The following is a 24,722-nucleotide window of genomic DNA, read 5'->3' as shown; positions in this document are numbered from 1 at the left end:
AGAAGTATCTATGCAAAAGTCCCAAAAATTAGAAGATTGGAAAAAAACGATTTGCTACGAAATTTATCCGAGTAGTTTTCAAGATTCCGATGGCGATGGCGTTGGCGATTTGAAAGGAATTACGCAGCGGCTCGATTATTTGGAGTCTTTAAATGTCGGATGCATTTGGCTCACGCCGGTTTATGCTTCGCCGATGCGCGACAACGGTTATGACGTTTCGGATTTTTATCAAATCAATCCGCTTTACGGTACGATGGCGGATATGGATGAATTGTTGCAGCAAGCGAAAAAGCATCACATTCAAGTGATGATGGATCTTGTTTTCAATCATGTTTCCAACGAAAGCGCTTGGTTTTTAGAATCGAAAAAAAATCGTACAAATCCGAAAAGCGATTGGTTCATTTGGAAAGATCCGAAGCCCGATGGAAGCGCTCCGAATAATTGGCGCGGCATTTTCGGCGGGTCCGCTTGGACATTTAGCGAAGAACGCAGACAATATTATCTGCACACATTTGCTGATTTTCAACCGGATTTAAATTGGGAAAATCCCGAAGTGCGACAAGCGCTTTACGACATTGCGAATTTTTGGATTCAAAAAGGAGTCGGCGCATTTCGCATGGATGCAATCGTTTACATTAAAAAGCCTACGGATTTTCGCAACGGCGCCCCCGATGCGGCAGATGGGCTCACTCTCATTCATACGATGACAGCAAATTCTGCGGGCATTTTAGATTTCTTGCACGAAATGAAACGCGAAGTTTTCGATGGAAAAAATGTGTTCACGGTGGCGGAAGCTAATGGCATTTTACCTGAAGATTTAAAATTTTGGGTTGGCGATTCGGGCGTTTTCGATATGCTTTTTGAATTTGAACATTTGCAAGGAAGCGATATTTGGTTTAGCACGAAAACGCGTTCGACGAAAGAAATTAAGCAGGCGATTTTTAAAAGCGAAAAAGAAACTGCAAAAAATGGATGGTATCCTGTCTTCTTTGAAAATCACGATAAGCCGCGATCGGTGAATGCGTATTTTCCAGAAACCGCAGACAAAACGCTTGCGGCAAAAGCAATTCTCACATTGCTCTTTACATTGCGTGGTACTCCGTTTTTGTATCAAGGCGAAGAACTCGGCATGGAAAATGTGACGTGGAATTCAATCGATTGCTTTAAAGAATTAAATTCCAAAAGTCAATATGCGATGGCGTTAAAAGAAGGATTTTTACCACAAGAAGCGCTGCGATTTGTGCAGAAATATAGCCGCGATAATGCGCGGACGCCGATGCAGTGGAACGCCGAAAAGAATGCGGGATTTTCTAGTGGAAAATCTTGGATTCCCGTTCACGAAAATTACAAACAAATTAACGTTGCAACGGAAAATGTAAATGAAAATTCCGTTCTCGCGTGGACGAAAAAGCTTTTGGATTTTCGAAAAAATTCCGAAATTCTTTTGCAAGGAAATTGGGAACCGATTTTAGAAAACGACGAAAATATTTTTGCATACAAACGAACTTTCGGCGGAAAATCCATTTTTGTTTTTGTGAATTTTTCGGAAAAAGAAATTGCGCTTGAAGAAAATTTTATGCAAAAGGCAAAGCAAATTTTTTCTAGCTACGGCGATGAAAAGAAAAATGCAATTCGTCCGTTCGAATCCAAAATTTTTGCGGATTAGAACGCTTGTGACAAATCAAAGTTGATGCGTTGGAACGAAAAACTTTCTGCGCCCGAATTCGAGAAATCTTTCTTAAAGGTGTAATCGAGACGAAACGTTAAGAATTGCCATTTGTAACGAATTCCTGTTCCGAATGCAGCATTGGATTTGCTTGCGTAAACACCCGATTTATCGCTGACATGAGTCCAATCGTAAAATTCGACTAGCTGCCAGTTGCGAATTACATCAAACGGAGAATTGATTCTTAGTTCCACATTGGCGCGGACGTATTCGGGAGTGAGTCCCGTATTGATGACTTCTTCGCCGTCTTCGTCGACGCTTGTATAACTCGGATAAATGCTGCGGAAACGATAACCGCGGACTGTGCGGGAACCGCCTTGATAGAAAATACGCGCATCGTCTTCCATTGCTTTGTCAAAGAATTTTCCGTAGCTCACGCTAGCTGCTGAGAGGAATGGTCCGAAGAGCGGCAAGTAACCGATGGCTGTAAATTCGCTGTAAGAATACGGATTTCCTTCCATTCTCGGATCGCGAATATTTCCGGTAAAGTTTGCGCCGACGCCGAGCTTTGGCAAAAAGCGAACGCCTTTTGTCGGGTTAAAGTAATCATCGGTATAATCGAATGTGAGCGCCGTTTCGCCTTTGACTTTGAAGAATCGCGTTTCATTTTTTTGCACAAATCGCGTGTCGAGAGTTGCGCGGAATCGTACATTCTTCGTAATGCCGAAAGTTAAGTCGGCGCGGTTAATGACTTCGTAGCGTTCTTCCAAACTATCGGGATATGCAGGCGGTGAAGTTTTTTCATGATTAAAACTAATGTGATCGTCAAAGCGAATTGCCGTCGGAATAAAATTGAAACGCGTTCCGAATAAAAGCGGATTTGCATAACCGAGAGTGAGTTCTTGTTTATTTTGTGCGACGAGAATGCTCGCAGAACCTTCGTGGAATCGACCAAAAAAGTTTTTATGCTTTGCCATTGCCGAAGCGCCGAAGCCGTAAACTTCTTCGAAGAAGACGGAGTAACGCGATTCGCCGGGCATGCGTTCTACAGCGCTAAAATGCACATCGTAGAGGCTATCGCTCCGCGGAGAATCTTCCAAATGAATCGATGAAAAAATTTGCGTCGAAAGCAATTTGCTGCGGAAAGTTGTATAAGTTTTTCCGTTGATTACTTCGCCTTTGGGAATTCGCCAAAGGCTGTTCAACCAAGCGGTATCTGAAAGTCCTTTTGTATCGCTCGTGTCTAAGCGGGCGATGCGCGCGGGCTTGTAAGTGTTGCTCGAAAATTCTCCCATGCGCACTTTCGTTCCGGGCTCGATATAAATTTCCACATTGACTTGATGATGTAATGTATCCAAGTATTCGAGGTAATCTGCGCGGACATGTAAAAATCCGTGTTCGCGGTAAAGCACCTGAATTTGCTGCACATCGTCGGCGACAATAGACGGATCATAATTTGCGCCAGGCTTAAAGCGAATTCCTTTTAAGGCGACGCTATCGGCGAGAGAATCGCGCTCAATTTTCATTTCATTAAATGTGTAAGGTTCGCCTTCTTCGATGTAGAAACGATATAATGTATAAGGAATTGTATCGACTGCATCGGTTTGATTTCGCAGAATTTCCATCTTCGAAGTGAAACTGAAATAGCCATCGGAATAATAAAGCAATTCCAAATTGGTTCGGGCGACTTGCATTAAAAAGTCTTGGCGAATGGTATCGACGACTCCGAATTCTTCGGGAATGTCTAATTCGAGCGCGAGTTGTTCATCGGTATATAAACTGTTTCCGATGAAAGAAACTTTCCAAGGATTTTTAATTTGCGAAGAATCTGCGGGCGAATCATCCGCAAAAGCGGCTGCGCAGAAAAAGAAAATCGAGAAGAAAATCAGAAGCAATTTTTGCATTATTTTTGCTCCTTCGCTTTCGCTTCTCTTTCGGCACATTTTCCGAGTCCGAATAAACACGGCGACCAGAATTTATAACTGTAATTAAAACCGATATTTTTTTCCAAACGGTTTTCGTCTTCGTCGGTTGTCGTGAGGTAACTTTTCTGCACTAGGCTTGCACCAAAATCAAGTTGCGGACTGTAATGTTCCGGATTTTTCGTTTTATCTTCTTCGGAAAATGCGGGAATAATGTAGGTAATTCCAGCTTCGAGCGCGCGGTCATAAGTTGGCGTTTCACTTTGATCTTGTTTGTAACCGAAAACGAGGCTTAAATCTTTTACCCAGCGATCCAAAGAAATCGGAATTTTCAAATAACTCGAATCTTTTTCGGCGACAGATTCTTCGTCAAAAAATTTCAACTTCATATCGATATCGCCCACGTAATCGCCGCCGAGAGTTTTATTCGCCGTCGAAGTGAGAACGCTTCCGATGAGTTTTCCTGCGACTTTATTTTTGTCAATTGTCGAATTTTCGCCTTCGGAAATGCAGCCGAGAAGAACGCTGTAATAAAGCGATGCGGGCGATTCATCGACGCCGCAGTTTGCGCTCGGCATCGGTTTGGGCGCAACGATAGAACCGAGAATATCTAAATGCACCGGGCAAGTTTCGTTATCGTCGCGGTTATCGTTTGTTTGACAATACGGCAATTCTTGAACGCTCGAAACATTGATTGTGCCGCGGTTCCAAGGAACATCTTGGAATGAAATCGCGAATGATTCCAAATTGAATTGGAAAAGATCTTTGAGCCCAATTGTTCCGCTGCCCGAATTGTTGACGTCGCCGCGGAAAAGCGGATGGTCCGAAGTTCCCAAAATCCAAAGGTCCACGGTGAGCGGGAACGTGGCGAGGTTTGTAAGAATGGCGACGGTATCGCGCTGCGAATCGCTCACGTGAATAGAAATATTTAGCGGACGCGATTTTGCGGCAGTCTTTTTTACGGGCGGTTTTGTGCGACGTACTTTCGTAAAGAAGCTCGAAAGTGTCGCCGAAATTTTGCTCAAACTGCCAAATCCCAAATCGACGGAAAAATTATTCTTGTAAACGGCGCGGTCCAATCGAATATTTCCTTCGAGAGTTGGATTGGCAAAACTACCGTTTTCGGCGTGCGGTAAATGCAAAGTTGCGTCGCCGTGTGCCGAAGCATTTGCTTCGCCCCAATCGGGTTTGTTTAATTGATATGAAACGCTATCGAGTTTAAGCGAAAGCACAAATTCTTTTTCGGAATCTTCTAAACGTCCGCTGATATTGTTCAACAAAATATTGTGAATTTGATTCCAGACGATGGAAAATTTTTCGGTCGAAAGATCGATGCTTCCGAGCTTTCGATTTTTCAAATCATAACTGGCACTCGCCCGAATAAATTCGCCCAAGTGATTGGTGAGAACTGCGTTCGGAATGGTAAAAATTCCATTTTTAAAATCGCCGTTAAACGAAACCGGCAAAATGGGGAAGCCGCGCTTCGTATCAATCGCCGTCGAATCCGAATGGAATGAAAGCTGCAAACTGTCGAGAATGGAATGCAAATCGCCAGTTGCATCTGCTTTAAAATCGGTGTAAATAATTTCGCCTAATCCACTCGGCAAAAACCACGAGCCCGAAAGTTGCGCTTTGCCTTGCCACTTGTAAACCGAATCGATGTCGCCGTCAAACCAAGCGGTCCCGCCGACGGGAGTGGTGAAGTACGCAAAAATGTGCCGCTTCGGATCCAAAAGTCCGTTCACATCAATTTGCAAGTCTCCGTTCCACGCGCGTTCACCGGCTTTGATTTTTCCCGAGATTTGCATTTTTTCTTTTTCAGTAAAAACATCCAATTTTGAAATGGAGAAAAATTCGGGGTCAATTCCTTTGAGCGCTAAATCCGTAAACAAAAGCGTTCCTTGAAAACCGGTGCCTTTGCGATACGAAACATTTCCGCTAAAAATTCCCGTCGAAAGCGGCGAGCCTTTATACGCTTCGAGCAAAAGAGGAATGTCGAATTTTTCGGTCGAAGCCCACGCATCGAGAATTTCCATGCGGCTGAAGAAATTCGCCGTCGAATCAAATTCGAGCAAAGCTTGCCCTTCCATTTCAATGGAATTTGTCTTCGTCGAAATGATTGCAGAATCGAGGAATAAACTGTCGATGGTATTGTGCGTTTTAAATCTTCCGTGCAATGGAATTTGCAAAATTTCCGTTTCCACTTCGGCGTCAATGGCGCCTTCCCAACGCGCAAAATTTTGCGTATAAGAACCGCTCACAATGCCGTCAAATCCGCGGAGAAGTGCCGTGTCCGCAAAAGGAATTGTCGAAAGTCGCACACGATGCGCTTCGCTAGTTAAACTCAAATCAAAATCGATGAACGCTTTTGCGTAACCCGAATCCGATTGATGCACTTCCCATGAAGTATGCGGAATGGAATCTTTCCATTTGACATCGCCGGTAAAAGAAAATTCTTCTTTCGAAGTTTTCACAAATCCTTTGACAAAGTCAATTCCTTTTTTGTCCAAGATGAGAGTGGTGAAAAGAGAATCCGCCGCCATTTGATATGCATAGCCGACCGGTGCGATGGCGACATCGGCGCGCATTTTTCCATCGCTGAAATTTCCTTTCACTTGCGGGCGCGAGCCTAAACGCAAATGCCTTCCGCTCCAACGCGTGGACCACGCTTCGTTTTCGGCAACGTCGCCGGTAAAATCGATATTGAACTTTCCTTTTTTGAGCCCCGAAATTTCGGCGTCGACAATGGAACCCGAACCGGTGACGACATGCGCTGTCAAAGAATTTTCCGAAGACTTGACCGCGTGGACGGAACAATCGAGCGGCTGATAGCGCGGACCAAATCGCGATTCAATTCCTTTCACTTCGACATCGGCGGAACCGTTCAAATTTTTATCCACCGTTCCAATTACCGTAATTTTTTGCCCCGGTTTATTTCCCGTGAATTTTCCGTCAATTCGGAAATTCATTTTTTCGGAGCCTTGCACATTGACATCTGCTGCCAAAGCGGGAAGCGGCCAAAGTGCGCCGAGGTTTATGCGGACGCGGGCGTTATACGCATATTTTTTTGTTTCCAAGTTTGCGCTATACGAAGTATTCACTTGGAGATTTTTAACGGAAATGCTTTTTGGAATGCGCCCTTTGACGAGCTTTCGCGGGTCTTGCACGCAAACGTCCGCAGAACCGGAAAGATCTTTCGGATTGTCTTTTGGAAAATTGACTGCAACGGCGATGCTGTCTTTATCTTCGGTTTTAATTTTCACATTCGCCGAAATAAAATCGCCTTGCCACGTTGCCGAAATTTCGCCCGAAGTTTTTCTTTCGATAAATTTTCCTTCGGCATTTTGAAAAGAAAGAGTTGCAGCGCGTTCGTTTTCGGGTTTGAATTGCAGCGAATCCAATTTCCAATCGCCGATTCCTTCTACGTGAGCTTTTACATGGGTCACATGAACTTGCGCGTCTAACGGAATTCGAAAATCGGGAATTTGCAATTTTGTCGTATCCGAGTCGGACTCTGGAAATTTTTTCGGATCGATTTCTGCGCTGACGGAATCTGCGAAAATGTGCACAAAATCTTCACCGGGCGAAAACATTAAGTGTGCATCGAACCGCGGATTTTTCACCGCTACATCAAATCCTTCGCCTTTCACCGAAATCGAATCCCAACGGTGCGCAAGAAGTCCATCGGCTTCGTGACCCATCAAATTCACTTCGATATTTCCGTAAGTATGCGGCGAATCCAAATAATGATTCAGAAAATAATAGCCACACCAGGCTAAAGCCACAAGGCAGCCTACGAACACGGCGAAGATGCCGATTGCGACAGCGGGCTTTAACCGTTTCACAGGTTGCAATATAGCTAGAAATCTATATATATTGTAAGTATGGTTGAGAATCGTTCCGTCCGTTTGGATGTATCTACCGATGCGGATTTTTTTCCGGTTTTAAAAGAATCCGTCGCCGATTTTGCGCATGCGCTCAAAGCGAGCGGTGCGGTTTTGGCGGATTTAGAAGTCGAGTCTGAACGGATGCTTCAAAAGCTGAAAAATTTTAATGGTTCGGATGTGTCAATCACATTGGAATTGGGTGAAAATTGCAGCTTGGAAACTTCTGCTGTATGAAACAAGTTGCCGTTTACACATTACCCGAAGAACCGGAAGTGACGATTTTAGAACTTCGCGGTGACATCGGACTTGAATTGATTCCGCAAGTGTCTGCGGAAATTGCAAAGTTTTACGATGCGGGCGCTGTCCATTGGGCGGTGGATCTTTCGGACGTTGAATTTTTGAGTTCGCCTGCAGTCGGCGTCATTATGGGGCTGCGTTCTCGGGTGCTGCAAAAGCAAGGAAGTGTTTCGCTCTTTGCGGCGCATCCCGATTTAAAAGAAAAATTGAATTTGATGGGCGTCGATTTAGCGATTCCCGCATTTCTCAATTTGCGACATTTTCTGTCTTATTTCCGCTGGGAATTTAAAGGCGCTTCGCGTTTTTTAAAAGCGACATTTCCGGCGACAGCTGCGGTTGTGCCGCCGATGCGGCGTTTAATCGCAGGACTTTTGCAGAGCAAAGGTTACACGGGGAAAGAAACATTCGTCATGGAATCCATCGTCGATGAATTAGCGAATAATGCAATCGAACATGGAAAACCCGCAGACGGCGTTTTTCTTTTGCAGTTAAAATTTGATAAGAAAAAAATGGAACTTTCTATTTCGAATCAATGTGCAGAGCTTTCTTCGGAAGAGCAAAAAACGTTGATTGGAAAATATGAAAATCCGCAAGTGGATCCGAAATCCATTCGCGGGCGTGGGATTGCGTTAGTTAAAAAATTATCATCTCGCATGAGTTATCAAGTAGAACCGACGCGAGTTGAAGTGCATGTTGTTCGATTACGAGAGGGAAAATGAACGAAACTCCAGAACTTTTAACGATTGAAAATATCAAAAATTGTGCAAACGCAAAACTCTTGCGCTTTGTCGGCGATTTGGATTCGACGAATGCCGAAGCGACTTCCAATCGGATTATCGCTCTTTTGCAAGAAAATGTAACGATTCTCGTCGCAGACTTTTCGCGGTTGCGTTATATCAACAGTACGGGTCTCGGCGCACTTCTTTTTGTCAATAAAAAAGTCAAAGAAGTCGGTGGCGTTTTCAAAGTTGCGAATGTGAACGAAAACGTTTTGGAAATCATCGAAATCATCGGTGCGGATCAACTTTTGGAAATTCATAAAACTTTGGAAGATGCGTTAGCTTCTCTGTAAAATTTTGGAACTCAATATGAAAAAAATTTCTACGCTTTTGGCACTTTCTGCGGCTTCGCTCGTCGGCATTTTTGCGGCGTGTTCCTCATCGGAAAATTCGGATAAAATTATCGCCGAAGTCGGTGCCGAAAAAATTTATCAATCCGACCTTGAATTTTTAAAACGGACTGCGCCACATCCGTATGCGATGCCAGGGCAAGAAGGCGCAGCGCTTGAAAACATTATCGAATCGCGGGTGATTTATCAAGCGGGCAAAGAAATTTTAGGCGATGAACAAAAAATTGAAAATCGTTTGCTCGAATTAGAAGAACGCTTTTTATCGCAAATGTATCAAGAAATTTTCCTCGGCCAAAATTTGGGATTTACCGATGAAAAATTGCAAGCGTTTTTCAATCGCAACAAGAAAATTTTTGCGGCGGATTCGTGCAAAGAATTGAACGATTGCCGCGATGCTGTGGCGAAGAAAATTTATCTCAGCGAAAATGCAGAAGCTGCGAAAAATTATGTGGAAGCGCAAAAGTTAATCGTGACTGCGCCTTCTCTCAATCTCGGTTTCGTCGAAACGCAAGATTCTGCCGAAGCGAAAAATGTGGAAAAAACTTTCCGCGAAAAACTGTCTCTATTTGCGCTGCCGCATTTTCAGCAAGAAGATTTTTCGGCGAGTTCTCGCGAAGGCATTTTGAAAAATGATACCATTTTCCAGTTGCTCTTTGGCAAAGATTCCATCGCTGTGGACGATTTTCGATCTGTTCGCATCGGCGATAAATTTATCGTGATGAAAGTTTTCTTGCGTCGCGCTCCCGAATTAAAGGCAACGGATAATTTGGATTCGATTTTGCGGAATCGTTTTGCCGATGAATACGCTGAAAAATTGGTGAACAATAGCGAAAAAAATCTTCTTGAAAAATTCGCCATTCGCTTTGTCGATTTTTCAAAAGAAGAAGTGCAAAAATATTTTGAATCGCACAAAAAATCTGCCGATGAAATTTGGAATGATTCTTTAGCGGAAAAAGTGCAATGGGCGATTTGGCAAGATGCAGAATATCCGCTAGATTCGATGACGGTTCTCGTTACATCGAACGATAAACCGATTTTATTTGAAAAAGATGTGAAGCAAATGCGTAGTGAAATGCCTCCGCGTTTTCGCTTAGAATATGGGCGTCGTCGCAGTGCTTCGGTGCTTCTCAACTGGAAATTGCAAGCGACCGCAGCTCGCGAAGTCGGCTTAGACAAAAGTCCGATGACGGCGAAATTGCGCAATTCGATTAAGCTTCGTTTCTATCGCAGTGCGCTTTTGGATCATTTGGGCGACACGGGATATTTGATTTCCGAAGATACATTGAAAGCGATTTTTGATCGCATCGGTTCTAAAATTTATCCGGAGAAAAAATTCGAATCGGTCCGCGGAAAAATGGGAATTATCGCGCATACGCCGGATAATATTTTCCGCTATGAATTTTACAAGAGATATCCGAATTCGACCGTTACGGATTTGGATTCGATGAAAGTCGCCGTTTTCCTTTCGGCGATGAACGATTTGACTCGCAACTGGTTTGAAAATTTCCGCCGCGATTTGTATCAAAAATATCCGGTGAAAATTCTCGATTCGGCATTTTTACCGCGGAGAGATTTATTCTCGACATCCGATTTGATTGCTTTTGCCGATTCCATTCATCAGGCGCACAATTTAAATGGCGCTTATTTGAATTGGGTGCGCGTCATTTCTCTCGGCGAAAATAATGATTCAATTTTATCGAGAGCCGTTTACGAACTCGCTATCATCGATTTTGAAAATGCGCGTTACAAAGATTCCGACGCAGAATTGGCGGCATATTTACGCGTTTGGCCGAACGGAGAAAAGGCTGAAAAAGTTCTCTTTAGCCGTGCGTTCCAAGCCCGCGAAAATTTAAAAGAGGATTCTCTTGCGCTTGCGCTTTTCCAAGAATTCAAAACGAAATATCCGAAGAGCGATCTCATCGAATCGGTGGATTGGTTGATTAAAGACATTCAAAGCGGTGGAAAATTAAGCGAAGATTTGCTGAAAAAAATTGAAGAACAAGAATAAATTCTGCGCGTTTTATTTTTGACGCGACAGATTTGTTGCAAATCAATTCCGTTTGGGAAAAACTTTTTAGTTCCCAGCGGAATTTTTTTTTGAAAAAGAAATTTTATTTGTATCTTTAAATCGTATGAATACGAAGATCTATTACACTCTCACAGATGAATCGCCGTTCCTCGCGACTCAATCTCTTTTACCCATTGTGCGCGCATTTGCAAAAACTGCGGACATCGATGTGGAAACGAAAAACATTTCTCTCGGCGCGCGCATTTTAGCGGCTTTCGCCGATAGACTTTCTCCGGATACGAAATTTTTTGATGCGCCGATTTCCGATGATTTGGGATTTCTCGGAAAATTGACATTAGATCCGTCGGCAAATATCATTAAGCTTCCGAATATTTCTGCGTCGCTGCCGCAGCTCAAAGCCGCGATTGCGGAACTGCAAAAGAATGGTTATGCGGTGCCGAATTATCCGGATGAACCGAAAAATGATGAAGAAAAAGAAATTCGCGCTCGCTATGACAAGGTGAAAGGTTCTGCGGTGAATCCGGTTTTGCGCCAAGGCAATTCGGATAGACGCGCTCCTTTGGCGGTGAAAAATTATGCGAAGAAGCATCCGCATTCCGATGGAAATTGGAACGCTTCGATTAAGACGCATGTGGCGCACATGAATGCGGACGATTTCTACGGAAATGAAACATCGATTACTCTCCCCGCAGCGGATACTTTCCAAATTGAATTTGTTTCGGAATCGGGCGAAGTCAAAGTTTTGCGCACAGCCAAGCCTCTTCTTGCCGGTGAAATTCTCGATTCGACCGTGATGCGGATGAAGAACCTTGAAAAATTTATCGCAGAACAAATGGAAGATGCGAAGAAACAAGGCGTCCTTTTCTCGGTGCATTTGAAAGCGACGATGATGAAGGTTTCGGATCCGGTAATGTTCGGCGCTTTTGTTCGCGTTTTCTTCCGCGATGTTTTTGAAAAGTATGCGGCTCTCTTCAAAGAACTCGGCATCAATGCGAACAACGGACTCGGCGATTTGTATAAACGCTTAGCGGGAAATGCAAAAGAAGCCGAAGTGAAAGCGGCAATTGACGCAGCGCTTCAGAAGGGACCGGATTTGGCGATGGTCGATTCGACGAAGGGCATTACGAATTTGCATGTGCCGAGCGATGTGATTATCGACGCTTCGATGCCGGCGATGATTCGCAATTCGGGCTGTATGTGGAATAAAGATGGTAAATTGCAAGAAGTCAAAGCTTGCATTCCCGATCGCTCTTATGCGGGCATTTACGAAACGACAATCGATTTCTGCAAAAAGAATGGCGCATTCGATCCGAGCGTCATGGGAACTGTGCAGAATGTTGGCCTGATGGCGCAAGGCGCCGAAGAATACGGCAGTCACGATAAAACATTTATCGCAACGGACAAAGGAATTATCCGCGCTGTCAATTCGAAGGGCGAAGTTCTTCTTTCGCAAAAGGTGGAAACGGGCGATATTTTCCGCATGTGCCAAGCAAAAGATGCGCCGATTCGCGATTGGGTAAAGCTTGCTGTAAATCGTGCGCGAACTGCAAAAATGCCTGCGATTTTCTGGTTGGATCCGAATCGTGCACACGACCGCGAAATTCAAAAGAAAGTGGAATTGTATTTGAAGGAGCACGATCTTTCGGGACTTTCAATTTCCATTAAATCGCCGAAGGATGCGATTTTTGAAACGATGACTCGTGCGAAGCAAGGACTGGATACGATTTCGGTCACGGGCAATGTGATGCGCGATTATCTCACGGACTTGTTCCCAATTTTGGAAGTGGGAACTTCGGCGAAGATGCTTTCGATTGTCCCGTTGATGGCGGGCGGAGGCATGTTCGAAACCGGTGCGGGCGGAAGCGCTCCGAAGCAAGTGCAACAATTCCTCGCCGAAAATTATCTGCGTTGGGATTCTCTCGGCGAATACTTTGCGCTCGCTGCATCTTTTGAACAAGTGGGAACGCCAAAGGCAAAAGTTCTCGCAGAAGCTTTGGATAAAGCGAATGAAAAGGTTCTCGAATTTAACCGCACTCCCGAACGGAAACTCGGCGGATTGGACAATCGCGGTTCGCATTTTTATCTCGCTTTGTATTGGGCGAAGGAATTAGCTTCGCAGAAATCGAATGCAGAAATTGCACACAAATTCACTCCGATTGCAGCCGCCTTAGAAGCGAAAGAAACGGAAATTGTGCAAGCGCTTGCAAAAGCGCAAGGCGTTCCCGTGGACATTGGCGGTTATTATGTGACAAGTCCCGCACTTCTCAAAAAGTGGATGCGACCAGTCGCTGCATTTAATGCAATAATCGACGAAATGTAAAACTCGAATCGCCGCGCGCAGCGCGGCGATTTTCTAATTTTCCTTTCATGGCAGAAGATGTAAAAGATCCGAAGGCAGAAAGCGAAGAAAATCTTGACCTTCCAAAAATTGAATCGAATGAAGACTTAGCGCGGATTGTGCAAGCTCTTGTTTTTGCGTCGCCCGATGTGGTGACTCTCCGAAAATTAAAAGAAATTATCGGCGATTTTTTAGATGCAAAAACCGTGTCCGAAGCGTTGCGGATTGCGAATGATAATTTGAATAAAATTGATTCTCCGTTTGAAATTGTGGAGCAAGCGGGAGGTTTTCGTTTTCGCACACGAGCCCGCTATTATCCTTGGGTGCGTAAATTATTTCCAGATGCCAATTTGCGTCGCCTTTCGCAAGCTGCGTTAGAAACTCTTTCCATCGTCGCGTATCAGCAACCGATTACGCGTGCAGCGTTAGAACAAGTTCGCGGTGTTTCTTGTGATGGTCCGTTAAAAAGTCTTCTCGAAAAGAAACTCATCGCTCTCGGTGCGCGCGCAGAAACGGTGGGAAATCCTTATACATATGTGACGACGGATGATTTTCTCAAATACTTCGGCATTAACAAAATTCCCGAAGATTTGCCGCGTCTCCGCGAATTTCAAGATTTGCTCAACGCAAATGAAATCGTTCCGAATTATGCGCAGAACGATCGCGCTGAATCGCCGAAACAACCTGAATCGAATCCATCGCAAATTGAACTTTCTATGGGGTCATCGTGAGTTGCACTCCGTTAATGAAGCAGTATTACGAGATTAAAGCTCAAAATCCCGACTGCATTTTATTCTTCCGCATGGGCGATTTTTTTGAGCTGTTTGAACAAGACGCTGAAATCGCTTCGAAAATTCTCGGGCTAACTCTCACGAGTCGCAATAACGGTGCGTCAGGAAATACGCCGCTTTGCGGTTTTCCGCATCACGCTTCTGAACGTTATTTTCCGAAAATGGTGGCGGCAGGTTATAAAGTCGCCGTCTGCGAACAAGTCGAAGATCCGAAACTCGCCAAAGGAATTGTGAAGCGGGCAATTGTCGAAGTCATCAGCGCGGGTACTTCGATGAACGAAGGCAACCTCGAAGCGAAAGTTGCCAATTATCTTTGCGCAGTTCTCCCTGGAAAAAATTCGATTGCATTTTCTTTTGCCGATGTGACGACGGGATATTTTGCAGTTTCCGAATCGCCGGTGCAAAATTTTGAAAGTGAATTAGCGCGCCGCATGCCGAAAGAAATTTTAGTGCCGAGTGAAATGGAACTTCCGAAGACGATTGCGGAATTTGCTCGCAGCGAAAATATTTTGGTGACGCCGGTAGAAACATCGCATTATGAATTAGAAAATGCGAAAGCAGTGATTGAAAATCATTTTAAAGTTTCCAGTTTAGAATCCCTCGGGCTCGATGATGCGCCCGAAAAGACTCGCGTCGCAGGCGCTATTCTTTGGTATTTAATCGATCAGAAAAAATCAGAACTTTCGCACATTACGCATTTGGAACTTTTGGATTTGGGCGATTATATGGTGCTCGATCCGGCGACTTTGCGCAATCTCGAACTCGTGCGCCCGTTAAATGCGGACGATCCGCAGAGCACTCTGATGTATGTGCTCGATTATACGGTGACCGCGATGGGCGGGAGACATCTTCGCGAATGGATTTCGCATCCGTTGATTTCGGTAAAGCGCATTGATGAACGCTCCGAAGCGATTGCTGAATTGGTTGCAAATCCGATTTTCCTCGATGAACTTAAAAATTCTCTCCGCGAAATTCTCGATATGGAACGCTTGCTCGGACGTGTGGGCAGCGGGCGCGCAAATGCGCGCGATCTCTACGGCATGGGACGCTCGTTAGCGAAAGCTTCAAAAGTTGCTGAAGCGCTTTCGAATTTAAAATCGCCGTTATTTCATCATCTTTCCGAAGTGCTTCTCTCGGCAGAGGGACGCGGTGACGAAATTTTAAAAATGTTGAATGACGATTTGCCGATGACTGTCCGCGAAGGCGGAATGATTCGCGAAGGAGCGGATCCAGAACTCGATCGGATGAACGCAGAAATCAAAGATCGCCGCGATTGGATTGCGTCTTTAGAAGCTCGCGAAAGAGAACGCCTCGGCATCAATTCGCTGAAGGTGAGTTACAATCGCGTCTTTGGATATTACATCGAAGTTTCCAAAATTCATTCGGATAAAATTCCGCCGGAATATATTCGAAAGCAAACGACGGTCAATGCTGAGCGTTATATTACGCCCGAGATGAAAGAATGCGAAACGATTATCTCGAGCGCAGAAACGCGCATTCACGATGCCGAATATCGCATCTTTTGTCGTCTCCGCGAATCGGTTAATGCAGAACGCACTGAGTTGCAGCAAATCGCCGAAGCCGTTGCCGAAGCCGATACATTTTACAGTTTAGCAGTCGCCGCACGCAAACGCAATTATACCCGCGCCGAAGTTTTCGAAGGCACAGGCATTGAAATTCGCGGCGGTTTTCATCCGGTCATCGTCGCAGCGAATCCGGATTTATCTTTTGTGCCAAATGATGTTTCGCTTTCTCCCGAAGCGCATCGGATGATGCTCATTACGGGTCCGAATATGGCGGGTAAATCGACGTATTTGCGGCAAACGGGACTCATCGTTTTGATGGCGCAAATCGGTTCTTTTGTGCCGGCGGAATATGCAAAAATCGGCGTCGTCGATCGAATTTTTACACGCGTCGGTGCAAGCGATAGGCTTTCGCGCGGACTTTCGACATTCATGGTCGAAATGATTGAAACCGCAAATATTTTGCGCAATGCGACCGATAAAAGTTTGGTGCTCTTAGATGAAATCGGCCGCGGAACGAGTACGTTTGACGGGCTTTCCATCGCATGGGCAATTTTTGAAACTTTGCACGATAACGCAAAACGGGCTGCGATTACTTTGTTCGCAACGCATTATCACGAAATGACAACCCTTGCGGATTCGTTAGAGCATGCGGGCAATTATCAAATCGCCGTGCGCGAAGACGGAGACAAACTCATCTTTTTGCACAAAATTATTGCAGGCGCTTGCGATTCAAGCTATGGCATTCACGTTGCCGAAATGGCGGGGCTCCCCACCGAAGTGGTGCGCCGGGCTCGAAAAATTTTACTGCGATTAGAAAAATCGCATATCGATCCGAGCGATGCGAAGCAAATGGAAAAAATAAAAGCGCAGCCGCAGATGGATATTTTTGCGCCGCCTGACGAAGACACGCAACTTCTTCTCGAAGAAATTCGACGTTTAAAACCCGAAGAGATGACGCCGCTACAAGCTCTTCAAACTTTGACCGATTTGAAAGCGCATTACGGAAAGTGAGGTGGTATGGATTCGATTGATTTTTCGGCTTTGGAAGAATACATCTACGAAAATCGTTTGATGGATTCGTTTTTGCACGGTTTAGATCATTGGCGTCAAGTTGAATTCAATGGGCTCTTGCTTGCGAAAAAAACTTTCGCCGACGAAACGGTGGTGCGGCTCTTTGCGCTTTTTCATGATTCGAAACGTTGCGTTGACGGTTACGATGATACGCACGGAGAATCGGGCGCAGAATTTGCTGCAGAACTTCGCGGAAAGCTTTACGATTTAGACGATAAACGATTTGAAAAACTCATTCATGCTTGCAGCTTTCATACAACGGAAAATGCTTCGGGCGATGTGACGATTGACACTTGTTACGACGCTGACCGTTTGGATTTAGGCCGCGTTGACATTTATCCCGATCCAAAAAAAATGGCGACGAAAGCGGGAAAAAAATTAGCGGCGAAACTTCTCCAAATTTCTACAATCGATCATCGCAAATTTTTGCGCAACGTAATTCGCCAAAATCGCAGCGATTTACGTTTGGAGTGAATGAGGAAATTTGAAGATGATTGAAAAAATTTTACTTTCCTTTATTCCGCTGATTTCTGCGTTCCCCCTTTTTATGATGATCGTGGAACTCTACGGAAAACGTCCGAAAGGACGGCAATGGCTTTGGTTAATTTTTTCCATCGGATTTTTCATTTGGCACGGAATTGCTTCGCGTTTTGTGTCTCAAATTCCGTTCGGACGTCCGCTTATTCCTCTCGGCGATTTATCTCTCATTTTATTTTTCACGATTCTTTTTGTTAAAGAAGAAAATCGCAAAGCGCCAAATCCGATTCGCAAACCGTATATTTTAAAAGGTCTCATCGCACTCGGAATTTTTGCTGCGGTAATCGGCGTGTTTTCGTATTGGATGCAGCCTCCGATTTTTTTGATTCCACTTTTTGCGGGCGCTTTAATCGCAGTCTATTTTGATAGGCTTTATTCGTCGATGTCGTATTATCCGAAGCCCCGCGTGCATTTAGTTTATGCGTTTTACATTCTCTCTTCTTTTTTAGTGCTTCCCGTATTTCGTTTATTTCTTTTGCTGCAAATCGCATATGTTTTTATTCGGCGTTACCGCAACTGGATTGATCGAAAAGATCGATTGATTACCGCTCACGAAGAAGCGCGGATTACGAATCATCGCATTGTGATGAAAATGGGTGAAACGGTAAATGATTTTTCCGATTTACACGAATCGATAGCCAATTTTCTTTCGACTCTTGCCGAAGGAATTGAAGCGAAATCCGCTGCGGTTTACATTTGGGATGAAAAACAAAAACTTTTCCGCTGCTCGGATATTTACGGAATCTTTTTCCCGTTAACGCGCGGAAACGAAATGAGTTTTACTCATGCCGAAGCGCTTCGCGAAATCGCTTTTGCACAACAAATTTCCGAATCCGAAAATGTGATTTGGCAATGTGGAATTTCGCGGACGGGTGAACTCATTCGTTTTGCGAGTTCTGACGAACGCATTCTTTCTCTCGGCAGTCGCGCGGCAAATATTCGCACTCTCATTTTAGAGCCGCTGACATTTAATAAACAACTGCTCGGCGTTCTTGTCGTGGAAAATAAATTATACGAACATTATTTTGATGACAGCGATTATTATCTGGTGCAAAATTTTGCGCATTATGCAACGATGATTTTAAAAGCGAATGAAGCTCTCGTTGAACGCCAAAATCAAGCGCGGACTCAAGCGGAATTGCAATTAGGATTTCATATTCAGTCCGGACTTTTGCCGAATCGCATTCCCATTTGCGACGGCATTTCTCTTGCGGGTTCGATGACGCCGGCAAAAGAAATCGGTGGCGATTACTTTGACTTTTTGGATTTGCCAAACGGCAATTTGGGAATTGTCATCGGCGACGTTTCGGGAAAAGGCGTTCCCGCGGGAATGGTGATGACGACGCTTTACGCATTCTTGCACGCCGAATGTCATCATTTCGAAAATTCCTACAGCGCACTCGTTCACGTCAATTCCGAACTTTCGGGGCGTATCGCCGAAACGATGTTTGCTTCGTTACTTTTCTTTGAATGGAATCCAAAGAAAAAATCGCTGCATTATACGAGTTGCGGACACGAACACATTTTGCATTTTAAGAAATCTGAAAATGCCTTAGAAACGATTAAGAGCGGGGGAATTGCGCTCGGCATGATCGATGACAACAGTCGCATTATCCGCGAAAAAGAATTAGCGGTAAGCGCGGGCGATACCGTTCTCCTTTATACCGACGGTGTCACGGAATCGGTGAACGATAAAGGCGAAATGTTCGGACTTTCGCGTTTGCAAAATTTTGTTTCGGAATACGAAGCGCTTTCGGCAGAAGAAATTCGCACATCGCTTCTCGAAGTGTTAAAGAATTTTGCGAATGGCGCAGCACAAGCAGATGATATCACAATTCTCGTGATGAAATTTTAATACACTTGATACATTATTTTATATATTTAAATGGAGAGAATTTAATTCACTCTCAAGAGAAGGTATCTTTTGAAAAAAGGAAGTTCACGATGAAATTTCAAAAGGTACTTATGATTCTCTCGACTGGAATTTTCGCCGCCACTGCAATGGCGCAGAGCAAAAATTATTCGGGTGCAGAACTCTATACGAATGAAACGCAGATGTATGGCAAATACGAGGCGCGGATGATGATGGCGACGGGCTCGGGGCTCGTAAGCTCTATGTTCTTGTATCATAACGATTCGTATATGGGCGGCGCGGAGCCGTGGGTAGAAGTGGATATTGAAATTCTCGGAAAAGCTCCGCAGAAGTTCCAATCGAATATCATCACGGGCAGCGCTGAGAAAAAAGTAACGAGTGAAAAAATTCATTCGCTTCCGACTGCAGCCAATGCCGCTTATCATACTTATGGAATGGAATGGACGCCGGATTATGTCGCTTGGTTTATCGATGGTGAACTTGTACGCAAAGCGAAACGCGATTCGAGCGATAGCAAGGGTCAGGTGCAAGCGTTAGTGCGTCCGCAGGATTTGCGTTTTAATTTATGGTCTTCGGAAGATGCGGGCTGGGTTGGCGCATGGAATGATGCGATTCTTCCGGTGCATCAATTCATCAACTGGGTAAAGGTTTACAAATATACGCCGGGCGCAGGAGAAAATGGCTCGGACTTTACTCTCAGTTGGACGGATAATTTTGACACTTTTGACGCGAGCCGTTGGAATTGTGGCGAATGGACTTTTGACGGAAACCGCGTCGATTTAAAACAGGAAAATGCGACGGTTAAAGACGGCTACATGGTTCTTAGTTTAACGAAAGCGGGAAACGAAGGATTCTACGGAACAGTTCCCGTGGATACGGAATCGTCAAACACAGAAAATCCTCCGGTAGTGAATCCGCCGATTGTGAATCCTCCTGTTGTAAATCCGCCTGTCGATACGACAACTGCAATTCGTAAAAGCGCAGTGCGTTCTCATGGAAATTCACATCCCGAATATTTAAAAACCTACGACCTCATCGGGCGCAGTAAAGGAAAAAGGAAAAAATGAAAGATGCCGTTGTCGAAGCGTTGTTAATGAGTCCGCATCAAAATGGCGATAAATTGCCATCGGTGCGCGTGTTAATGCAAAAATTGCACGCCGCTTCGGGAACGATTCAAAGTGCGATTCGCACATTAAAAGAAAAAGGTCTCGTTTACACGGATCCGGGAAAAGGCGTTTTTTGGGGAAAGCGAAAAACGATTGCCATCGCTGCGGTGGCGCCGGGTCCGCAAGAAACTTTCTTTGAAAAATTTCAATCGGATATTCGCTTCGGTTATTTTCCTTTGACCGAATCGTTGCCGTCGCAAAAAGAACTCGCTGCGCGTTATCGCATTTCGCCGTATATGTTGCGGCAGTATTTAAAAGAAGCGTGTGCCCGCGGCATCTTGGAACACAAAGGAAAAAATCGCTACAATTTTCCGAAGCAAGAAAAAAAATCTTCGGATACAGAAATTCTTTTCATCACGCGTTCAACAGCGTGGGGATCTTTTTATCCGGCGAGTGAGCGCGAAATGGATTTTCTGCGGTTCACTTATCGCTTGGGCGCAGAGAAACATTATAAATTACGCCTTCTCGGATTTGATGAAGACGCAGAACGTTTCGTCGATCGCAACGGCAATGTGCGCCATTTTTCGGATTACCCGAATGCGGTGGGCGCAATCGTTTCGACCCTTTTAATTTTAAAACCATTTAAATTATTGCACGCACTTCTCGCGGCGAATTTTCCTATTTCCATTTGGTGGGAGCACCCTGCAAATTCTTTGGAAAAAATTTTTCTTAAACAAGATGGCTGGGCATTTTTCAATTCATCGTTTGGGAAAAATCCGGGAAAATCCGTCGGCAAATTTTTGAAGCAAAAAGGCATTTCGCAAATCGCATACATTTCGCCGTATCATGCGAGTTCGTGGTCAATCGACCGTTTGCAAGGTCTGCGCGAAAGCGGCATCGAAGTGGTGGAATGCGTCGATTCGAAATATGCGAGCCCGTGGGATTTTCGTCATCTCGCCAGTCAAAATGGTCCGAAATATACGATTGAATTGCGGGCAAAAAAACATGAGAAAGAAATTTTGCGACGACTTTTAAAAGAAATTCCCGCCGAGATGCCGTGGGTCACCGTGAATGATGAAGTCGCGGGTCTTTTGCGGGAATTAGAAGAAGAAGGGGAATTAAAAAATATTCCGTATTTAGTCGGCTTTGACAATTCCGCAGAAAGCTTTTTGCTTCGCTTGGATTCGTTTGACTTCAATACGGAAAATTTGGTTATCCAAATGTTTTACCATTTGGAACTTGGAAAGAATGATCCTTTCCGCACCGGCCTTCTGCGGGAAATTCCCGGGAAGGTCGTGGAAAAGTAATCGTTACTTTAACGCATCCAATTTGAGTGCATCGAAGAGGGCGAAGACCATTCCCGGACGGAAATATTTTCCGGCGGTGTATTTGAGCGCAGTGCTGTGCAGCAATGTGAACAAATCTTCTTCGGAAATTTTCGCTTTCTTGGCGAGTGTGCCGTAAGCCTTTTTGAAGGCGGCGAGATTCTTCGGAAGCTTCGGCGAAATGCGTTGATCCGCGAGAAGTGCGCCTTTCTTCACGAGTTCTGCGATGAGAGATTTTGCCGCGGTCATCGAAACTCCCGCTTTTACGAGAGCGTCTTCGTGGAGGCGGCAACTTCCGTTAAAGCCTTCGGGTGCGGCGAACGGAATCTTCGCTTCTTCGTAAAGATTTTGAATCATGCTATTGACGATGTCGCGGGCTTCGTCAATTTCTTCGTGGAGAATCATGCCGCTTGCGATGCTGTATTGAATGCCAATCCAAACATCGTGAGCTTGGAAGTTGAATTCATCGAGCGGGGAACCGTCTTTGTGCACCAAGTTGGCGGCGCCGAGAAGCGGCGTGTTCGCTTTATAATTGGTGCGGTAAATGCGGTCGAGGGTGCTTGCTCCCTTTTCGAAATCGGTGAGAGGCGCAAGTCCGAGAAGGCGCAGATACGTGTCCGCGAGCATCGAGTCGGCGAAGACATCATCGGAATCCAATTCCAATTTTTTCTGGAAAGATTCGGTGAAGGCTTCGGGCGCTGTGCCGTAGAGCCATTCTTTTTTGAACTTGCGAAGTTCGAGCTTCGAAAGTTCCACATCTTCGGGAATTTCAGAGAAGTTTAGCCAATCGTTGAGCTCGGCGAGTTTCTGCGCGTCGGAACCGGAAAGCGGAACTTCGTCAGCGAGCGCTTCCACGATTTTGTCGAAGTGTTCGAAGTGAACGTCTTTCGCTTCAATCGGAGTGGCAAAGAAATGGAAGTAGCCTTCGTTTTCATCCCACAAGGCTTCGTGGAATTCGGCTTCGGCTTCGTCGGCTTTCTTTTCCCAATCGAGAGCGCGGGCGCTGTCGCCTTCGAGTTCTGCGATTTTTGCAGCGGCGCGGAGGCCTGCAATCCAAAGAGATCCGCAGTAAACCGAGATGCCGTTCGACGAAAGATTGTCGAAGGTGTCATCGGTTCCGTGGGTGAGCGGGAAGTTTTGTCCTTCGTCCACCATCTTCTCTAAATATTCCATGCAAGCGTAAACGGCATCTTTGCAAGAATCGACTACAGACTTGTCGCCGGTGAATTTGTAATGGCGTAAAACCATCAACACATATTTCGGAGCGAGATCTTTCCATTCTTTCACATTGTGCCAGTCGTAGGCATCGGGCGCCGGATTAAAGGGGCTGCCGAGATCGTGAATCACGGCTCCGTGAACGGCGCGCGGACCTTCCAATTTGGCTTCGGGCAAGTCGGCGTAAGGATGGTTCACATATTCGTGGTGACGGCGAATGGTATTATCTTCGGCGAGAATCGCATCGGCAAAGCGCTTCATCACAGCACCGTCTAAGCGCGGCATCAAAGCGAGAAGCGAGAAGCTGCCGTAGAAGTAAACGTCGAGAGAATTGAAGAACGGATAGTCGGCGCATTCGCGGACGAGGAAATTATCGTCTTTATCCCAAACAGTTGCTTCGGGAATAAAGCTCAGCGTGTTCAAAGCTAAGCTGCGGAATTCCGCTTGTTTCTTCTTGTCTTTCGGGAAAAGTTTTGCGAGTGCTTTTTCCGGAGCGAGTGCGCGGTAAGCTTCGCCAAATGTATTTTCAAATTCGGCGTCAAACGAAAGCGCTTCCGAAAGCATCGCTTGAACGCGGCCAAACGGATCCGGATAGAAGACGGTGTATTTCTTCAAATTTTCTTTTTCTTGGAAGCGAATGTGCGCAAAGTCGAGAACGGTGTTCAGTTGAATCGTTGCTTTGGCGCGCGGTTTTAAGCGCACGGTCACGGCGATTGCGCCGGCGACAGTTTCGCGTCCGCTGTAAACATTCTTCACAAAATTCTGCGAAAGGCGTCCGCTGTGGAGCGCTCCTGCGAGAACTGTTTTTTGATCATCGCGGTAGAAGAGCGGTTTCGTCGAAACGTTTACATCGTCCTTCGGATTCCATGCTGCGCTAATTCCCATGCAACCGTCAAAGTCGCTTTCGGAAAGCGGCGTCTTGTTGTAAAATTCAACGCCTTTAACTTGACGACCGTCGGCGAGATTTGCCGAAAATTCAACGCCTTGCGGATTCTTCGCAACAGGCACGAGGACGAACGAAGAATCTTGAACGCCTTCGCGATCTTTGCGGACTTGGTAACCGCAATAATTTTCTTGCACTTGCACGAGAGTGATTTCGCGGACATCTTTCGTCGGGTTGACGAATTCGTAACGCGTTGCGCTCACCGGAAGACTCGAAATGCGTTCGTTATTCGGCAGCACGTAGCTGTATTGATAACGGGTAATTTGAATTCCTTTGGTCGCTTTGTATTGGGTGCGAGACAGCGGATATTCTGCGGTGTATTCCATCTTTTGCGCATCGTATCCCGCTTCGCCGAGGAATTCGGTATCGTTTCCAAATGCTGCGGTGAGAGCGCCTTTGCTTTCGACTTTTTCGCCGAGTTCACCGTCAAAGAAATCGATGAGAACTGCGCGATTAAATTCAGGAGTTGTCGTCTTTCCCGCGGCGATCATCGCTTGTGTGCGCGGGCTAAATTCTGTATGCCAACGATAAAGCGCTTCTTGATTGGTCGCAAAGAAATTCTTGTCGGCGAGAACTTTTTCAATTTTTTTTAACGCTTCTTTTTCGGTCGTTTCTGTAAAGAGCGGTTTTCCTTCGGAATCTTTCAATGTGTAAAATTGATTTTTACGATTGAATTCGAAGAAATTGCGAATGGCGAGGGGCGCATTTTTGACAATGACCGATTCGCGGTAGAAAACATTTTGCAAACGCAAATCGTCGGGATTGGTCGTGCGCACTTGAACGCCCGGGATTACGCCCGTCACCGGAGTTGTGCCGGCAGGCGTTACGGTGTAAGTGCTTCCGATGCCGCCGACAGCAATGCCCGTTGTCGCAGGAGTTGTGGTGAGCGGAGTGTACCACGGCTGAATAAATTCAACAGCGAGACCTTTTGTCATCAGGTCTTTCACGTTTCCATGAAGTTTCGCGGATTCAAGATACTTGTCAAATGTCATAGCATTCCTATTGATTTAAGTTGAGTAGAATTTAAAAAAGAATTTCTTCAAAATAAATTCTTTCGGGATAAAATT

At 45.3% G+C, this 24,722-nt stretch carries 15 protein-coding genes; 12 read left to right on the top strand and 3 right to left on the bottom strand.

The features are described 5' to 3' along the window. The first annotated feature begins 10 nt into the window (after positions 1-10). On the top strand, positions 11-1,666 hold the full coding sequence (locus tag B0H50_RS05820; protein ID WP_109587414.1) for an alpha-glucosidase: 1,656 nt from the start codon (positions 11-13) through the stop codon (positions 1,664-1,666). Here the strand turns inward: B0H50_RS05820 and B0H50_RS05815 are convergent. Then, entirely contained in the window at positions 1,663-3,570 is a 1,908-nt protein-coding gene (locus B0H50_RS05815; RefSeq protein WP_158275887.1) for a BamA/TamA family outer membrane protein, read from the bottom strand. The genes B0H50_RS05820 and B0H50_RS05815 overlap by 4 nt on opposite strands. Beyond that, on the bottom strand, positions 3,570-7,433 hold the full coding sequence (locus B0H50_RS05810) for a translocation/assembly module TamB domain-containing protein (protein WP_106197762.1): 3,864 nt from the start codon (positions 7,431-7,433) through the stop codon (positions 3,570-3,572). Before B0H50_RS05810 ends, B0H50_RS05815 begins: the two co-directional genes overlap by 1 nt. 39 nt (positions 7,434-7,472) lie before the next feature. Here B0H50_RS05810 and B0H50_RS05805 point away from each other — a divergent pair, with 39 nt between their 5' ends. The 11 genes from B0H50_RS05805 to B0H50_RS05755 all read left to right on the top strand — a co-directional run bounded on the left by B0H50_RS05805 (position 7,473) and on the right by B0H50_RS05755 (position 21,479). Continuing rightward, entirely contained in the window at positions 7,473-7,709 is a 237-nt protein-coding gene (locus B0H50_RS05805) for a hypothetical protein (RefSeq protein WP_106197761.1), read from the top strand. Further along, complete coding sequence (locus B0H50_RS05800) at positions 7,706-8,491, top strand: ATP-binding protein (RefSeq protein WP_106197760.1); 786 nt, start codon at positions 7,706-7,708, stop codon at positions 8,489-8,491. Before B0H50_RS05805 ends, B0H50_RS05800 begins: the two co-directional genes overlap by 4 nt. Continuing rightward, positions 8,488-8,844 (top strand): STAS domain-containing protein, encoded by a 357-nt coding sequence (locus tag B0H50_RS05795; protein ID WP_106197759.1) that lies wholly within the window; start codon positions 8,488-8,490, stop codon positions 8,842-8,844. The genes B0H50_RS05800 and B0H50_RS05795 overlap by 4 nt, the downstream gene beginning before the upstream one ends. 16 nt (positions 8,845-8,860) lie before the next feature. Then, a complete protein-coding gene (locus tag B0H50_RS05790) occupies positions 8,861-10,909 on the top strand; it encodes a tetratricopeptide repeat protein (protein WP_106197758.1) in 2,049 nt (682 codons plus the stop codon). Positions 10,910-11,033: 124 nt separating this feature from the next. Next, positions 11,034-13,250, top strand: coding sequence for an NADP-dependent isocitrate dehydrogenase (locus B0H50_RS05785; RefSeq protein WP_109587405.1), 2,217 nt, complete (start codon positions 11,034-11,036; stop codon positions 13,248-13,250). 47 nt (positions 13,251-13,297) lie between these two features. After that, on the top strand, positions 13,298-13,999 hold the full coding sequence (gene scpB / locus B0H50_RS05780; RefSeq protein WP_106197756.1) for an SMC-Scp complex subunit ScpB: 702 nt from the start codon (positions 13,298-13,300) through the stop codon (positions 13,997-13,999). Continuing rightward, a complete protein-coding gene (gene mutS, locus B0H50_RS05775; protein ID WP_109587404.1) occupies positions 13,996-16,596 on the top strand; it encodes a DNA mismatch repair protein MutS in 2,601 nt (866 codons plus the stop codon). Before scpB ends, mutS begins: the two co-directional genes overlap by 4 nt. Positions 16,597-16,602: 6 nt before the next feature. Continuing rightward, positions 16,603-17,130, top strand: a complete 528-nt coding sequence (locus tag B0H50_RS05770; protein ID WP_173315534.1) for an HD domain-containing protein — start codon at positions 16,603-16,605, stop codon at positions 17,128-17,130. A 16-nt stretch (positions 17,131-17,146) separates the two neighbouring features. Beyond that, a complete protein-coding gene (locus tag B0H50_RS05765; RefSeq protein WP_109587403.1) occupies positions 17,147-19,048 on the top strand; it encodes a PP2C family protein-serine/threonine phosphatase in 1,902 nt (633 codons plus the stop codon). 5 nt (positions 19,049-19,053) lie between these two features. Further along, positions 19,054-20,133, top strand: coding sequence for a family 16 glycosylhydrolase (locus tag B0H50_RS05760; protein ID WP_269843926.1), 1,080 nt, complete (start codon positions 19,054-19,056; stop codon positions 20,131-20,133). Beyond that, positions 20,130-21,479 carry a GntR family transcriptional regulator gene (locus B0H50_RS05755; RefSeq protein ID WP_106197752.1) on the top strand — a complete coding sequence of 450 codons (1,350 nt, stop codon included), beginning with the start codon at positions 20,130-20,132 and terminating at the stop codon, positions 21,477-21,479. The genes B0H50_RS05760 and B0H50_RS05755 overlap by 4 nt, the downstream gene beginning before the upstream one ends. A 3-nt stretch (positions 21,480-21,482) precedes the next feature. Here B0H50_RS05755 and B0H50_RS05750 read toward each other — a convergent pair whose 3' ends face one another. Then, complete coding sequence (locus B0H50_RS05750) at positions 21,483-24,647, bottom strand: GH116 family glycosyl hydrolase (protein WP_106197751.1); 3,165 nt, start codon at positions 24,645-24,647, stop codon at positions 21,483-21,485. Between the last annotated feature and the right edge of the window lie 75 nt (positions 24,648-24,722).

The organism is Hallerella porci, assembly GCF_003148885.1.
GTDB classification, from domain to species: domain Bacteria; phylum Fibrobacterota; class Fibrobacteria; order Fibrobacterales; family Fibrobacteraceae; genus Hallerella; species Hallerella porci.
The sequence above is the reverse complement of the archived record's forward strand: the minus strand, read 5'-3'. Positions and strand labels throughout refer to the sequence as shown.